The 13,958-nt window shown below is 58.8% G+C and carries 12 protein-coding genes and 3 pseudogenes; 4 read left to right on the forward strand and 11 right to left on the reverse strand.

The features are described from left to right. Window positions 1-24: 24 nt before the first annotated feature. The 4 genes and pseudogenes from tnpA to NKH30_RS32300 all read right to left on the reverse strand — a co-directional run bounded on the left by tnpA (window position 25) and on the right by NKH30_RS32300 (window position 3,546). The gene (gene tnpA / locus NKH30_RS32290) at window positions 25-498 is read right to left on the reverse strand and encodes an IS66-like element accessory protein TnpA (protein ID WP_352496699.1); all 474 of its coding nucleotides are present in this window, start codon (window positions 496-498) and stop codon (window positions 25-27) included. A 494-nt stretch (window positions 499-992) separates the two neighbouring features. Continuing rightward, on the reverse strand, window positions 993-1,412 hold the full coding sequence (locus tag NKH30_RS32295) for a hypothetical protein (protein WP_352922122.1): 420 nt from the start codon (window positions 1,410-1,412) through the stop codon (window positions 993-995). An 8-nt stretch (window positions 1,413-1,420) separates the two neighbouring features. Then, window positions 1,421-1,539 (reverse strand): annotated as a pseudogene (locus tag NKH30_RS33325) (IS481 family transposase); the annotation flags it as partial. A gap of 264 nt (window positions 1,540-1,803) precedes the next feature. Further along, window positions 1,804-3,546 carry a calcium-binding protein gene (locus tag NKH30_RS32300; RefSeq protein ID WP_352998055.1) on the reverse strand — a complete coding sequence of 581 codons (1,743 nt, stop codon included), beginning with the start codon at window positions 3,544-3,546 and terminating at the stop codon, window positions 1,804-1,806. A 419-nt stretch (window positions 3,547-3,965) separates the two neighbouring features. On the opposite strand from NKH30_RS32300, the gene NKH30_RS32305 reads away from it, so the two are divergent. Continuing rightward, window positions 3,966-4,334, forward strand: a complete 369-nt coding sequence (locus NKH30_RS32305; protein ID WP_352998057.1) for a hypothetical protein — start codon at window positions 3,966-3,968, stop codon at window positions 4,332-4,334. A gap of 147 nt (window positions 4,335-4,481) precedes the next feature. Here the strand turns inward: NKH30_RS32305 and istA are convergent. Further along, window positions 4,482-5,472 (reverse strand): annotated as a pseudogene (istA, locus tag NKH30_RS32310) (IS21 family transposase); the annotation flags it as partial. A 189-nt stretch (window positions 5,473-5,661) separates the two neighbouring features. On the opposite strand from istA, the gene NKH30_RS32315 reads away from it, so the two are divergent. Beyond that, the gene (locus tag NKH30_RS32315; protein ID WP_352542495.1) at window positions 5,662-6,483 is read left to right on the forward strand and encodes a LuxR C-terminal-related transcriptional regulator; all 822 of its coding nucleotides are present in this window, start codon (window positions 5,662-5,664) and stop codon (window positions 6,481-6,483) included. Window positions 6,484-6,688: 205 nt separating this feature from the next. On the opposite strand, the gene NKH30_RS32320 is transcribed toward NKH30_RS32315, so the two are convergent. The 6 genes and pseudogenes from NKH30_RS32320 to NKH30_RS32350 all read right to left on the reverse strand — a co-directional run bounded on the left by NKH30_RS32320 (window position 6,689) and on the right by NKH30_RS32350 (window position 13,166). Next, window positions 6,689-7,444: a LuxR C-terminal-related transcriptional regulator gene (locus NKH30_RS32320; RefSeq protein ID WP_352818814.1), complete on the reverse strand. Its 756-nt coding sequence runs from the start codon at window positions 7,442-7,444 to the stop codon at window positions 6,689-6,691. A gap of 727 nt (window positions 7,445-8,171) precedes the next feature. Then, window positions 8,172-8,828, reverse strand: coding sequence for a Crp/Fnr family transcriptional regulator (locus NKH30_RS32325; RefSeq protein WP_352473800.1), 657 nt, complete (start codon window positions 8,826-8,828; stop codon window positions 8,172-8,174). 587 nt (window positions 8,829-9,415) lie between these two features. Beyond that, complete coding sequence (locus tag NKH30_RS32330) at window positions 9,416-10,090, reverse strand: protein-L-isoaspartate(D-aspartate) O-methyltransferase (RefSeq protein WP_352473846.1); 675 nt, start codon at window positions 10,088-10,090, stop codon at window positions 9,416-9,418. A gap of 710 nt (window positions 10,091-10,800) precedes the next feature. Then, window positions 10,801-11,559, reverse strand: a pseudogene (locus tag NKH30_RS32340) (tyrosine-type recombinase/integrase); the annotation flags it as partial. Between the two features lie 151 nt (window positions 11,560-11,710). Beyond that, window positions 11,711-12,388, reverse strand: a complete 678-nt coding sequence (locus NKH30_RS32345; RefSeq protein WP_352542493.1) for an RES family NAD+ phosphorylase — start codon at window positions 12,386-12,388, stop codon at window positions 11,711-11,713. Then, entirely contained in the window at window positions 12,381-13,166 is a 786-nt protein-coding gene (locus NKH30_RS32350; protein WP_352542492.1) for a hypothetical protein, read from the reverse strand. The genes NKH30_RS32345 and NKH30_RS32350 overlap by 8 nt, the downstream gene beginning before the upstream one ends. Between NKH30_RS32350 and NKH30_RS32355 the strand changes: the two genes are divergently transcribed. Together NKH30_RS32355 and NKH30_RS32360 are read left to right on the forward strand one after the other, a co-directional pair. Then, window positions 13,141-13,290 (forward strand): DUF1612 domain-containing protein, encoded by a 150-nt coding sequence (locus tag NKH30_RS32355; protein WP_352502796.1) that lies wholly within the window; start codon window positions 13,141-13,143, stop codon window positions 13,288-13,290. The two genes, NKH30_RS32350 and NKH30_RS32355, sit on opposite strands and share 26 nt — an antisense overlap. Then, the gene (locus tag NKH30_RS32360; RefSeq protein ID WP_352998060.1) at window positions 13,280-13,642 is read left to right on the forward strand and encodes a DUF1612 domain-containing protein; all 363 of its coding nucleotides are present in this window, start codon (window positions 13,280-13,282) and stop codon (window positions 13,640-13,642) included. Before NKH30_RS32355 ends, NKH30_RS32360 begins: the two co-directional genes overlap by 11 nt. Window positions 13,643-13,958 lie beyond the last annotated feature (316 nt).

A 13,958-nucleotide genomic window follows, 5' to 3' on the forward strand; every position in this document is an offset into this window, starting at 1 on the left:
TCGCGGTGCAGGTAGACTTTCAGGTCAGCGCCCAGTCTGAACATGACCCAGTGCTCCGATGGTCGCCGTCAACGCATCCACATCACCGCATTCCAGCGTCAACGTCACGCCGTTCGGCAGCGACGCGCTCACCTTGGCTGGAGAGGAAAAAGGCGCTGTCCTTTTCGATGCCGACCTACGTGCCCCATCGCAAGTCCCCGGCAAATCCACCGCAGCCATGCTGCTCTGTCGCAGCAAGGCCCGATCGGAAGTGCTTTCAATCTGAACCGGGATGAACGCCGATGGTGGGGGCTGTGGGAGGGACTGGGTCTCCGCCCGCTTCTTTATCCACTTCCGAAGAAGGTTCGCATTGACCCCATGTTCGAGCGCAAGCCTCGATACCGACACGCCAGGCTCAAGACAGGCCGAGACAAGACGGTCCTTCGATGCCGGGTCGTATCGGCGTCGCCCGTCCCGACCGACAAGCCTCACCCGCAGTTTCTGCTCATCTTCTTCCATCACAAGGTGTCCACCTATTTTGGTGGACACCTCATGCATCAGAGCACTCAACAGCAAAAGGTGCGGGGAAATTCGCGCTTACGTTTGAATGGCCATGCGCAGAAACTTGGATAACGCAAGAAGAGTGCCGCCGCGCTTGCCCGCGCTGACGGACTAACCGAGCCCTTCCTCGGGGATACCGGTGCACGATGACCGTGACAGCGGGCCTATCCCGAGCCGCCGGCGCTACCGTCGGCCGTTCCCAAAGCGGCCTGACGGCATGCTACGACGGCTCGCTATGGCGCAAGATGTCGACGAGACCGAAGTACGATCGGGTAGGTTGGCGTGGAAAAGGCGGGGCTGTGGGCTCTGGATGCCCGCGCATCTGCCTTCCTGCTGGTTAGGAGAGGGACAGCCCGCCAGGCGGTCAATTGTAGGTTGGCCGACAGACGGGTGCTCCCGCGGCGCAACCGGACGCGTTTGCCTGGAGAGAAGCAAACACCGGTTTCCTGCGGCTATAAGGCTTGCCGCGGCGCATATGCGGAATCGGCGGCTCGCTCGCAGTGACGATAGAGCTGTTCCCGACCCGCTACGCAGATCTGAGCCTTTAGCGATCCGACCGGATCGTAATGCCGCATGGATAAACTCGGAATTACACGAACTTGTCTCAGTGCCGAGGCGTCCGCTGCTTCGAGGATCAGAGTATCCGTTCGATGAGAAGCCATGTCGCGCGACGCCGGCGACCCAGGCGCCGGCAATGACGCAGTCGACACGTTATAGCCCGCGGGCAGTCGCAGGATGAAATCGTGAACGCCGGCGAGCGATGCCCGCTCCATGGGGATAGCCGGATCGGCGAGCGCGATGTTCTCGCGAATGGACCGGTTGAAGAGCATGTTCTCTTCAAAACGACGCCGATCTACATCGACCAGCTTCACAGGCCGGCTCGCTTCGACACACCATAGGCCTGCGCCGCAAGGCTTGGGAAAGATGTCGCTCGATGGCCGAACGAGCCAGTTCCTCTCGACGCCACGGCGTCAGACGGGCATTCTTGTGAATATTGATTTAGTACCCTCCGGTGAGTGCTGAAAGTCTGTAACTCCAGTCTCCTCGGTTCGGTCCGCGTGAACTACGGAAAGCTCACAACTCGAGTCTGTTCCATCCCGATGATATCGGGATGGAACTCCATGAGCGTGATCTTCTCCGAAACCGGGCTCCCCTTTTTGGTACGCTGACCTTCGGTTCGGGATCATGGCTTTGAGGTACTGTGATCCAGTCCCTATTTGCCAGGGCAGCCCCTCGCGGGATATTGGTTCCCCGCGTAGTCCTTCAGGTCACAAAGAACGAGGCTGCGGTGAGCGACAGATGTGGGGAGAGGGTGGCGAACTGCGTTTGAGATGCGCCGCCGGCCCCGTCATCGTCGAAAGAGAGAGCCCCGGTTTCACTGTTGTAGATGATATGATCGGAGCTGTCATGCGCGGCTGCACCTACAAAGAAAGCTTTGAACGGAAGCCCTCCCGACTGAAGCCCGGCAAAAACGGTATCGCTGAGATGGAAAGTGTCCTGGGAGCGCTTGAAGTCGGTGATCTTGTCGACATTGCCGGCTCCAAGAGCCGTATTGAACGAGAAGGCATCGTGGCCTCCGTAACCGGTCAAAACGTCGGCGCCGAGTCCGCCGTTGATGACATTGTTGCCGGCATTGCCCTCGATGGTCTGGGCGAACTCGTTGCCGGTGGTGCTCATCGCCTGCGTGCCGGACGGGTTGTTGGTGGCGAGATGCTCGATCTCCGAGCCGGCCGAAAGCGCATAGCTCACCGAGGCGATCACACTGTCGTTACCGCCGTCCACAGCCTCAACCGCCTTCTCGTTGGCATTATCGACATTGTAAGTGTCGTTACCGCCATAGCCGATCATCGCGTGGCCGCTGGTTCCATGCAATACATCGGCGCCGCCGGTGCCGTACAAGGTGCCATCGCTGGTGCCGCCGGAAGGAGCGGCAATCCCGGTTCCAGACCCAGTTTCGGTCCCGGTCGAGCCAGTGATTGGCGGGGTGACGTTCGCGCCCGTGACAGTGTCGGTCGAGCTATCCCCTGCGTAGTCCCAGGTGAACTGGTTGTCGACGTGTGCCGCTGGGGTGGCGGTGGGATCCTCGTGCACGTCGGCTACGACCGCCTTTGACGCGTCCCAGATGGTGTTGTTGGGATTGCCAGGGTTGGTGTAGCTCGAGTTCAGGACGCTGACCCCGCCGGAGCTTACATTCCAGATCAGTCCATTCGACGAGGGCAGCCCGCGGCCTTGATCCTCATTGATACCGTCGAACGACCTCGTGTGATCGAAGGTCACATCGCTCGCGTAGGAAGAGAACGCGCCATTGCCCTGATGGATGGCGTCAACGTGATCCACCCTGCCGCCGGTCGATCCGTTCTCGAACATAACGGCCACGCCGGTCTGAGAGTTGTTACCGTCGATCACCCCATTTGAGATCGTCGTATTCGGGCTGCCATATACCGAGACGATGTCCTCCGGATGCGAACTGCCGGCGTCGTTTACGGCATAGAAGTCGGTTAGCGAACTATTGCCCGAGTTGTTGAACTGGACGAACTGACCGCGCGGCATTGGGCCATGGAAGTCGTAGCCATCGACGTGTGAAAGACTCGCGCCGGGCGAGTTCACGAGATAGATGCCAGTCGAGCCTTCCCGCACTGTGGTGTTATGAACGGTCAAGTTCGAGGCGTTTTCTGCGTTGATGTTGTTGATGTTCGGGCTCGTCTCGGGGTCGATTCCCGCCGGCGGGTCGGCGTTGATGACTTCGGTGTTCTCGATCGTGACGCCGTTTGCGCCCGATACCACCACCCCGTCACCTTCGACGTGATGAATAAGACAATTGCGCAGGATGACATTGTCGTGCGTAATCGTGACCGCGTCCCCGTTGGTGACGTAGATGTCAAGATTTTCAATCACCTGGCCATCATACTGCGATTGGATCGGTGTCGTGGTGTAGGTAAGACCCTGCGCCGGCTGCGTCGTTGCCGTCGACGCGGAAACGGTGGAAATGGGAGCTTCGGTCGTCACTCGGCTGCCTCCGTCGTCGCGCGTAAGTTGTTCAACCATTCCGAGTGTGTTCGCAGTATTTCCTTGTAGCGACTCATCGATCTCATGTGTTTCTCCAGTTAAGCAGTAATCTGTATAAGTATCTACAAAGACACTCACGGGCAATAAAACGAAGATCTATCGTCTTAACGAAATTCTGACAATACAACCAGAAATTTCATATGGGATATAATGCTAACGTTCATGACCATAATGCGGCCTTGATAAGGCTATACTGAGACTCTCCCGGGCGATTGGCGTTGCGCTCAAGCTTGCGCCTACGTCGAATTGCAAACGTCGTCTAGTATGTCGGATTACGTGTGAACTTACCCCCGAGGACAGGAGACAAGGTCATGCACGCATGAACGTTACCGACACGGGTCCGGCACAGCTCGAAACAGGTGATCTACGAGGGCTATCCTGAATCGGCTACAACTACCGACCGACCTGCACGCTGCCATCGGCGTGAGCAACTGCAACGGCTTCCCGCACTCGTCACGCGGCAGCGGCAGCTTGCGGCGCAATTCGATGCGCGCCTTCGCGACATCGCCGAACTGGAGACACCTACCGAGCCTTGCTGGACTCGCAGCAATTGGCAAAGCTACTGTGTGAAATTCCCCCACTGGTTCGACCAGCGGCCCGTCTGCCTCCGGGAGGGCATGCCCTATTGCGATACCGCGGCGATGCGGGAGCACCTCGCCGAGATCAGTCGGAGCGCCGACGACGGCGCGCATGCGGTGCTGATCCTGATCAGGCCGGATCGCAAGTGACGCGGCCGGACAACATCACTCTGATGTTCGTGCCGCGCGCTCACTGGAACTGAACCCAGTCGAAAACCTGCGGCAATTCATGACAAGGGGCTCTCCAACCGTATATTCAAGGACTACGACGAGATCCTCAATCATCGCTGCGCCGCTAGGAACAAGCTCCTTTTCTGCGCAAGCCGACCGCTCGATCTCCTCGAACAGTTCGCGGCGGCTTTTGCCGACATGGCGCATGGGGCGGTTGTTGAGATCCTCCAGCAACCCCGCGATTGCGGCGTTGAGATCGCCGAGACTGAAGAAGCGCCGGTTGCGCAGCCGGGCCAGGACCCAGCGCTCGACGATCAGCACCGCGCCCCTCGACCTTGCCCTTGTCGAGCGGCTTGCGGCTGCGGGTCGGCAGGATCGTCGTGTCGTAATGTTCGGCCATGGCGGCGAAGGTCTGGTTGAGCGTCGGCTCGAACCACAGCGCCTTGGCGACGCCGGCCTTCAGATTGTCGCAGACGATCGCCTTCGTTACCCCGCCGAAGAAGGCGAGTGCCCGGCACTGGCCCTCGATCCAGTCCGGCAGCTTCTGGCTGAAGCTGGCATGGGCGAAGGTGAAGGACGAGGCGCCCAGCACCGCAACGAAGATCTGAGCCTGGTAGATGACGCCAGTATCGGGATCAACGACGGGCACGGTGTGGCCCGCATAGTCGGTCTGCATCACTGCGCCCGCCTCGTGGCGGTTGCGGAACGTTGCGCTCGCCCGGCGCTGGAAAGCGCCGAACCGGTCGCAAAACCACGTGTAGCCATAACCATCGGGATGCGCCGCACGGTATTCCTGCCACAACAGCGTCAGCGTCACGCCCTTGGGCTTCAACTCGCGCGCGATCATCGCCCAATCGGGCTCGTCCATATCCTGCGGCGGACGGCCAACCCGGCGAAACAGAAGCCTCTCAAGCGATACGTCATTGTCACAGCCCGGCGGAAGCGGCCAGTCCGAGATGCCAGCCTCACGCGCCCGCAACAGACAGGTCGAAACCGAAGTCTTGCTGATCTTCAGCCGTTCCGACACCGCACGCACCGAGAGGCCTTGCTCATGCGTCAGGCGCAGGATTGATCGTAGGTCTTTCACTGTCGTTCGTCTCGCTTGCTTTGAAACCACGAGCTCGGGTTCTTGACCAAAAGCCCCAGGTTGAAGATTCGGGATACGCCTCGATGATGCTGCCCTACGCCTAAAGAGGGTATTTTGGTGTACGGCTTTCCTGGCGTAAGGTTAAAAAAAGAAAACTGTACGGTTGGCGCATGGAGCACCTAATCGACGCGTGTAACCAATCGCGCCGGGTGAGAAGCGATGATGACAAGGCAATCTTTCGTAACCGTGCTTGTCGGGCCAAGCGAGTTACTTCGAGAAGGTGTTAGTCGAATCCTGAATGAAGAAGATTTTCGCGTTCTTTTCTCTACGGTTTCTGTTAACGATCTTCTGCAAAAGCCGTTACCGCATCACCGGTCGATCTTGCTAATCATAGATATCGGCGGTGCTGATGCGGAAGCTGAATTCGCGCAGATTGCTGAGTTTAAGGCGATTTACCCAGCCAGCCATGTCGTTGCGCTAGCTGATCACTGTCGCACGACCGATATAGTCTCAGCCTTTCGTGCGGGGGCTGACGGGTATCTGACAAAGATCGCTGCTTACGACACCTTCATCAAAGCCCTCGAATTGGTTATGGTTGGGCAAACGGTACTACCTGCGGAAACTTCGATGATTATTCAAGATATAAGGCAAGGTTCGAAAGATGAACCGATAGCTTATGAGTTACCAAAGGTGGAAAGTAAAGTGGAGAGTAGCGATCAAGAACTGGTAATTTTGTCGAATCGCGAAAACTGTATTCTGTGCCGCTTGATCCAAGGGGAGTCAAACAAAGCGATCGCGCGCCAAATCAACATTGCCGAAGCTACGGTGAAGGTACACGTCAAAGCCATACTTAGAAAGATTCGAGTCCGCAACCGAACACAGGCTGCAGTTTGGGCGATGAATCATGGTATGCTTACTCCACCGACTGGCAACGGCGCGCCGGGGAACGATACGGTGGTACCTCAGGAATCTCACCATCGGCATGATCTACTTGAAGCAAAAAATGCATACCTCGTTTTCGACAATCGTCCTCCTATCTGACCTGCGACAGAGCTTCGTTTTGGCTGGTGCATTCACTTTCCGAAGCCTCGTTCCCGATCAAGGGCCAGCACAAGATTTTCGATACGATCGAGGTCTGGCTAGACAGCAGTTCAGCTGCCGATTCCGCCCTTGGACGTTCAGCAATAGAATGCGGCTGCGGGACTCACGCAAGTTGGGAAGTGTTACGCTTGGGCGCTTGGGCTCACTACTCAGCCAGAGTTCCTTCTGCGAGAAGGTCGTTGACCTTGCAGGCGACTTCCGTGCGGTTGGTCGCCTTTAGTTTCTTCATGATATTGCGGATGTGGACCTTCACCGTGCTTTCGCGCAAATTCAGTTCGTGGGCGATCATCTTGTTCGCCTTGCCGCGCCGGAGCGCTTGCGCAACCTCGGCCTGCCTAAGCGTGAACATGCCTGCTAAAGGCTGCGTGTCGCGGCTGCCCGAATCTATCAGGTGCCGCATAGCAATGACACTGCTCGCCGGCACGAAGATGCCTCCCGCTGCCGCAAGGTTGATGGCCTCGACGCAGACATTGATTGCAACAGAGGTCGGAATGTAACCGCGTGCACCGCATTCGAGAGCGGTCAGTATCTGGGCAAGGTCTTCGGTGTCGGCCAGGACGACCACAGGGACTGATTTGAACTCGCCCGAAATATGCCTGATCTCGTCAGCGATGCCACGATCGGTGACCTTCCGACTGCCAAGGTTGAAGAGTATGGCTGCAAGGGGAGGGGCCGATCTCTTTCTGACGCGCCATTCCTCGACGGACGCCAAGGCGGCGACATCCATGCCGAGTTCGTGGTCCACGAGAGCCGATGCGAGACACTCGCGGTCCAGAGCCCTTCCGTCCAAGATGAGGAGGCATTCCCTGCCTGTCTGCCCTTGGTCGATTCCCGGCCCGCCGGACGGAACTTCTGACTGACTGGCCGAATTACAATTGTGCAGTCCTGCCGTGGCACCCATGTCAATACTCCCTCTTTCCCACACAAGCCGTCTTGCGCTGGCCGACATGATTTCCGCATTCTCTCGCAGTGAAAGTTTGGTACTGCGCGTTTTGAAGGGTCGAGACTCGATTACCCCATTTGCGTCGTTGTCAGTTCCCCAACCCCCAGTGATACCCAGCGTGGGGTAAGTGTAGGGGTTATTTATAAGCAGTCTCTAACATAGATTGCTTTTTTGGTAATTTTCAGGGAACCGATGCCAAGCTGGACCCAAAGGGCTGGATTCTGTGCGAAAGGCGCATGCATTGGACACCCAGCCATCTTCAGCCCAGCAGACAGCCGAATCTGGATCAGCGTGTGCCTCCGACATTTCATCGGCAGACCAGAACCGCCGAAAGTGCCGTTGACATTGTCGGGGGACAGTGCTGGCAGCATTGGCTCCCCACTTTAATCGAGCAGGCCTTGGTAAGCGGCCCTCTGCGCATAATTTGGCAGCACGTCGCACTCGCGCGATAGGCCGAGTTGCCGCGGCCACGATGATCTCCCTTGTCACACTTGGTCAGCACGAACGGGTTGCGTTCCGCTCGGCCCAACCGTCGACCGCCTCGAGCCGGATACCGCTGTCGTCGAGACGTCAGGCGTCCTGCGCACGACCAGCCCTCCATAAATGTCGTCTCGAACTGTTCCGGCGACGGAACGACCGTTTTCATTTTGGCGTCCATGCGCTGGCGTTCAAAGAGAGATAGCCGCTACCTGAGGTACTCGCTGTCGAATCCGGCTGTTTCGACCAGCTTCTTGCGGTTGATCACCTCTACATGGCCTGACTTGAAAGAGACGAGATCGGCCTTGCGGAGCTCCCTTAACGTTCGGTTGACGTGAACCGTGGTCATTCCGAGGATGTCGGCCAGTTCATGCTGGGCAAGAGGACACTCATATCTTCCATCAACCGACAGCTCAACCATGGAGAGCCTCTCTTCCAACTCGAGCAGGAAATGGGCGGTACGCCTCATCGCGTTCCGCCGCCCGGTATTTATCAGATGTTCGGCAAGGATGGCGTTCAGGCGCGCCAGCGAGGAGGCGATCTTCTTCCCGATTCGGCCGTCCGACAGGATCGCCTCGACCAGTTCCTTACTGGAAATTTCATAGACAGCTAGTTCGGTTATGGACGCCAGCGACGCAAGACGGGGTCCGTCCAAACCACGGTAACCGACAACGTCCCCCTTGAGGGGAGTGTCTATGATCTGCCGCTCTCCGTCTGGCAGCGCGTGATAAAGTATAGCCCAACCCGATTTTACAATGAATATCTCACCGTTGTCGTCTTCCTGGCGGCATATCACCGAATGGGGTTTATAGGTTTTTGCGGTAACACCGAGAAAATCGTTGTTCCCCCACTCGTCCTTCGACAACGTTCCCCCTATGGGATGCGAGCACATGAACTCCAATAGTGTCTGCATGAAGAATCGGCGCGTTTGATTTTATTTCCATACGACTACAATAGTTTCTCCCGGATAAAGTCGGCCGAACGACCTCTTACCGTAGGGGAGGGGTGGCCTAATGTCCTCGTCTGTTTGAATGAGGTAAACTGCGTTTAGATCAAGGTGTTGCAAGCATCAGGTGGTTAAGTCTCCCCGCTTGAGCGAGACGATCCACGGCAAGGCCTGCAGAAGTGTGGTATCGAGGGCCGTATGGCGGGCCTCCTCGACGCGCGTGTCGTCGTGCATAATGACAGATGTCGCGGAATCATTTTGCACCTCGGTCGTGAGGAAATCCCGCGGACAGGCATTCGCCCGCAGGCGAGGCCGCCGAAGACTGCGCTTCCTCAGCAGACTATGCTGGCGCCGTATGTCGCAGTTAACTCAGGCCACGCTGCGGATAAGCGTTCCACAAGTCTGCGACGGTGTTGTTTCTCGCGTTCACAAAGGGCGAAGAAACGCGGAAGGCTGGCATCTGATTGACGGTGGAAAAGCGCGGTCGCGTTAGTTGTCGCACCTCACTAGACGGTTTCGAGCCGGCCGAACCGAACCGGGATGAGTTTCCGGGTCTCGAGCTGCCCTGCCGCATCCTTGTCGATGACAGTCAGAAACTGTGCTTCTTTAGATCCCAAAGGCAGAACCAGCCGTCCCCCCGGCTTGAGTTGCTTCAGAAAAGCCGGCGGTGTCTGCTCAGCCGCCGCCGTGACCAGGATCTTGTCGAATGGGGCGTGCTCGGGCCAGCCGCGAGACCCGTCTCCGACACGAATGCCGACATTGGATAAGCCTAGCTCCTGCAGGAGAGCCTCCGCACGGCTTACGAATTCCTCGATGATTTCTACGCTCCAAACCTGCCCGGCGAGTTCCGCGAGGATTGCGGTTTGATAGCCCAGGCCAGTGCCGATCTCGAGGACCGCCTCGTGCGGTTGGGGAGCGAGGAGATCGGTCATGAGAGCGACGATGAATGGCTGCGAGACGGTTTTATCGAAGCCGATCGGCAGCGGCATGTCCTGGTAGGCATAAGGTGCAACCGAGGCTGGCACGAAGCGATGCCGCGGCACTCGCCGCATCGCCGCCATCACCCGCTCATCGAGCGCTGCCTTGCCGAGTTCTTCGCTTGCAAGGTCGGTATGGATTGCAATCATCTCGACCATGTGCCTGCGTAGGACCGCAAGGTGCTCTTCGTTCATTGGCTTCATGACGGTGGGGCCTTCCTCAACCAGCTTGCTGCCGGTGAGCATTATATCCTGTTCGTCACGGTAGCGCCCGCCATCGTTTCCATTACGGGTGCCCACGGCAAGCGTGGGTGACCGTCTTGGCAGGCTATCGCCGGCGGCGACCCTGGAGATTCTGGGCGCTATATCGCATAGCGGCGTGTCCCACATACGGCTATCTCGCGCATCAGCTTCGCCAGCACCGGCCGGGAGGGCGAGGCGCCGGAGCCGTGCTCCTGGTGGGCGAGGCGGCAGCCAGCCGCCTTGACCTCGTCGGGCGTCGGTCGCCCGATCCTCCGTCGAGACGCGGGGATCGCCAATGGGCGGCCGATCGAGAGAACTGGACGTTGTGCGTGCATTTGGCCGGTTTCGGGGGCGACATTGTCGATCTGAGGACGGCGCAAGGCCAGGCCGACGCCCAGTTCGAAGATATGGCTTGTGCCTGGATGGATTTTCTCGTCGATGGCAAACGGCCGCCGTCATGGAGCATCCACGACCGCTTGGTTGCTGAAGGCAAGTTCGGCATTCTCGTGCCCAGCTTCGCCCCAGGTGCCGGCACATCCGATCAGAACCTCGTGCTATGGAGCTGGGGCGAGGGGCTCCCGCACCAGGTCAAGGTGATCGATCCGGAAGGCCGGCTGCCTCGGAACCAATTGTCTGGAGCTAACGCCGCAAGGGTCGGATCGAATTGCGACTCAGGCGATTATCCGCGCCGCCCGCGAGCGTGCGTTCCGCGTCATTGTAATAGTTTGAGGCCTGCTGCGCGGAGCGATGCTGCGACTGCTGCATGGCTTCGGGCAGCGGAATACCGCGGCGTGCGATTTCGGTGAGATAGCCGGAGCGCAAGCTGTGGGCGGAGAAGGCTTCCGGATCGAGCGCCCGGCCTCGGCGGTGCGCCGCTTCAGGATCAGATTGACGGCCTGCGGCGTCAGGACGCGCGCTTCGAGATTGCCCCAGTGGTCGATGCCGCCAAACACGACGCGGTCGCTGATCCTGGCGCGTTCCAGCCAGCACAGGCCGGCCGACGAGCAGCACGAAAGCGTCGCTGTCGGCTTGCGTCGTCTCTGTGCGGCCGAGCCGTATCGACAGGCACGGCAATTTATCGCCGCCGGGAGCGTTGGGATCGGCCGGAACCGGGTCTTCGTCGACCAGCTGTTCGACGCGAAGAGCAGAAATTTCGCTGCGACGCCGGCCGCTGCAGGCGAAGGCCGTGATGAGAATCGCGCGATCCCCGACGTCGACGAGACGGTCACCGGCGCATGTTTCAAGAGGGCGGCCAGAATATCGGCGGTCACAGCGTTCCTGCTCTTGCGGCCGCGGACGGGCCTGGCGCGCACCGCCAGTTTGATCGCGCTCTGCAGGCCCCGGGGCTGCAAAATTTCCGCGCAAACCGCGCCATTGAATCACGTCGAACAGCTCGACAGCCGCCAGCGCACGGTGCACGGCGCATACGGACGGCTTTTACCCGCAACCGTCCCTCCGCCTTCGGCGCGGCCATGACCGCAACGGCACACTCTGATCAGACGGTTGCCGGAAGGCGCGGCTGGGGAGGTCAGCGACTACCTCGTTGTGCCCCCAGAATTGCCATGATCTCCTGTCCCGCCATCAGAAGCTGATGCCTACGATCTTTACGCCGATACGATCGGCGAGTTCGAGCAATTCGGAATAGACGTCAGAATTCCCGGTCAAATCGAGCGACACGCCGGACTGCACCAACGTCCTTGCCGGAATTCGATCGCCAAACAGCATCACGGCGAGAGCCCGGTCGTCCTGCCGAGAAATCCAGCAAAGTCCCTGGATATCTGGGCATTGTACGTGAATGGCTTCAGCCCAGGGGCGTGTTGCTGGGTAGCGGTCCTTCTCGGTGTCGATGATCTGGCTGCGCTTGATGCCGAGTTTCCTCAGCGCTGTGACGCTCAGATCAGCCAAGACCAATTCGCCCTGCGGCGCCACCTGCGAATAGACTTGATCCGCCAGTTTCACCTTGTCGTAGGTCTTCAGGCCCGGCGCGAATGGCACATCGTGGAAGACGGTTTCCATCGCCGCGCAGTCAAAGGTCGTGCCGCCGTACAGAGTTGGGATATTGGCCCCAGTTGCATTCTTGATCGGGCTGAAACGGGCATTGCCTTTCAGGCCTGGATTGAACTCGACGCCGGCATAGAGATTCAAATGGATACGATGGATAACTTGGTCCGCCGGCCATATCGTTCGGGTGATGATATCCTGCAAATCGTGCGATGGAACGGGAATCCCAGGTCCCCGTCCAATCTTTGATTTAGCCATGGAGTGCGCCTACCAACTCATCCTCGGCGGCTGCAAGAACGCGCTCGGGTTGCGCAGGGAGCACATCTTGCGGACGCTTGCCCCCAAGGAAGCTATTGACCGATGCAAACCAATAGGCGAGCCCCCAGTCGTCCTTTTTCTCGTGTAAGACGCTCAGAACCTTAGCGAGCGTTTTGATAGGCCGATATCCAGCGGCGGAATCCAGAGCATACCCAGGGAAATAGTCTACGCCCCGATGCCGAACTGCAAAGATCTGGCCTTCTTTCTTCCACTTGTTTGGCTGCGCACTCAGGTTGCTTGTGCTGAACCCAGCCATTTTGGCGATTTGGGGAGCGGTCAGCCAATCGCCGCTCTCCAGCACTGCCTTTCTCGCCTCGGCCGTCATCCGCGCCTCGACAAGCATGTACTGCGGGGGCGGCACCTGAGGGACCAGGGCCTCGATTATTAAGTTAATGGCTTCACGTTGACGACTCATCAGGATGGTACGGACCAGAGGCGCGATGCTGACGACCGTGTCCGCAAGGGCGCGAACTGCGGGTTCACTCCCATGCTCGAACGTTAGCGCTATGACTTGCTCCGCAGTCAGCCGATCAAGTTGGTCACCAACCTCCTTCGGAGTTCCGGTGAGCGCGCCAAATCCCGATAGCTCAAAGGTGTCATTGGTATGTGCCATAATATTCCACTCCGCTGGGTTGGTGAGGATGATTACATATATAGCACGATAACCGATCTCATCAAGTGCTGTTGCTGCGATGCTCTCGGACGCCTGGGAAGACATCAGTCCACTCCAGCATCAACCCTGGCTCGGCACCCTTCTAGTCGCTCGCATGCTGCGGCAGCGCCGCAAGACCGCGGCCCCACCTGCTGGCGCTCAACAGCGGCCTGCACGTTATCGGCCGTGAGCGCCGGCGTCACCGTGACCGGACCACACGCCTGCTGGCATTTGTCGACGCCTTTACTGAAGCCACCGCGCTCGGCCTAAAGGAACATGACCGGCCGGCGTTGGCGCGGGAACAGATGCTGCGCCGCACCAGGAGCCGGCGCGGCAACTCGAAGCTGCCTCCGCATAATCCATTCCAGCAAATCCGCATCGAGCGTTGCGTGCCTCCCGCCGTGCAGGTACCTCGATACTGTCGCCTTACGCTTGAGCTGCTCAGACATCGCCGGCGTCAAATTCACCAATGGTGTCGCACAGTCCGCGACACCGGATCACCGCGCCGCCTGATCGGCCGCGTCACCCAATTCCGACCATAGCTCCTCGCGAGCCGGCCTCAAGCACAAGAGCCGCTCCGACACGCCTGTCGCCCGAATTGAGAAACTGACCCCCTGACGAGATGAAGAACTGACCCCCTCGGTTATGAGAGGAGGCATGAGGGGGTGGACGAAGCCCATCCTCACAATGTTCGCCTACCGGGACAAACGTGACGCAACGGAACGGATGGTTCACCGGTAAAGTCTTGGGGAGGTTTGCGAAAGGAGACCAGCATATGACCTGCGAACGAGATGTCGGCACGTTCGAAGAGCCCGTGACCGTTTTGCTGTCCTCGGGCAAAGTCAGTGTTTCGAGCAC

This window comes from Mesorhizobium sp. M1273, assembly GCF_040318195.1.
GTDB lineage: Bacteria > Pseudomonadota > Alphaproteobacteria > Rhizobiales > Rhizobiaceae > Mesorhizobium.

Excerpts from the sequence above, each read along its gene's own strand:
- tnpA (WP_352496699.1), bottom strand. The coding sequence starts at position 498 with ATGGAAGAAGATGAGCAGAAACTGCGGGTGAGGCTTGTCGGTCGGGAC.
- NKH30_RS32315 (WP_352542495.1), top strand. The coding sequence starts at position 5,662 with ATGATGACAAGGCAATCTTTCGTAACCGTGCTTGTCGGGCCAAGCGAG.
- NKH30_RS32320 (WP_352818814.1), bottom strand. The coding sequence starts at position 7,444 with ATGGGTGCCACGGCAGGACTGCACAATTGTAATTCGGCCAGTCAGTCA.
- NKH30_RS32330 (WP_352473846.1), bottom strand. The coding sequence starts at position 10,090 with ATGAAGCCAATGAACGAAGAGCACCTTGCGGTCCTACGCAGGCACATG.
- NKH30_RS32345 (WP_352542493.1), bottom strand. The coding sequence starts at position 12,388 with ATGGCTAAATCAAAGATTGGACGGGGACCTGGGATTCCCGTTCCATCG.
- NKH30_RS32355 (WP_352502796.1), top strand. The coding sequence starts at position 13,141 with ATGCTCTCGGACGCCTGGGAAGACATCAGTCCACTCCAGCATCAACCC.
- NKH30_RS32350 (WP_352542492.1), bottom strand. The coding sequence starts at position 13,166 with ATGTCTTCCCAGGCGTCCGAGAGCATCGCAGCAACAGCACTTGATGAG.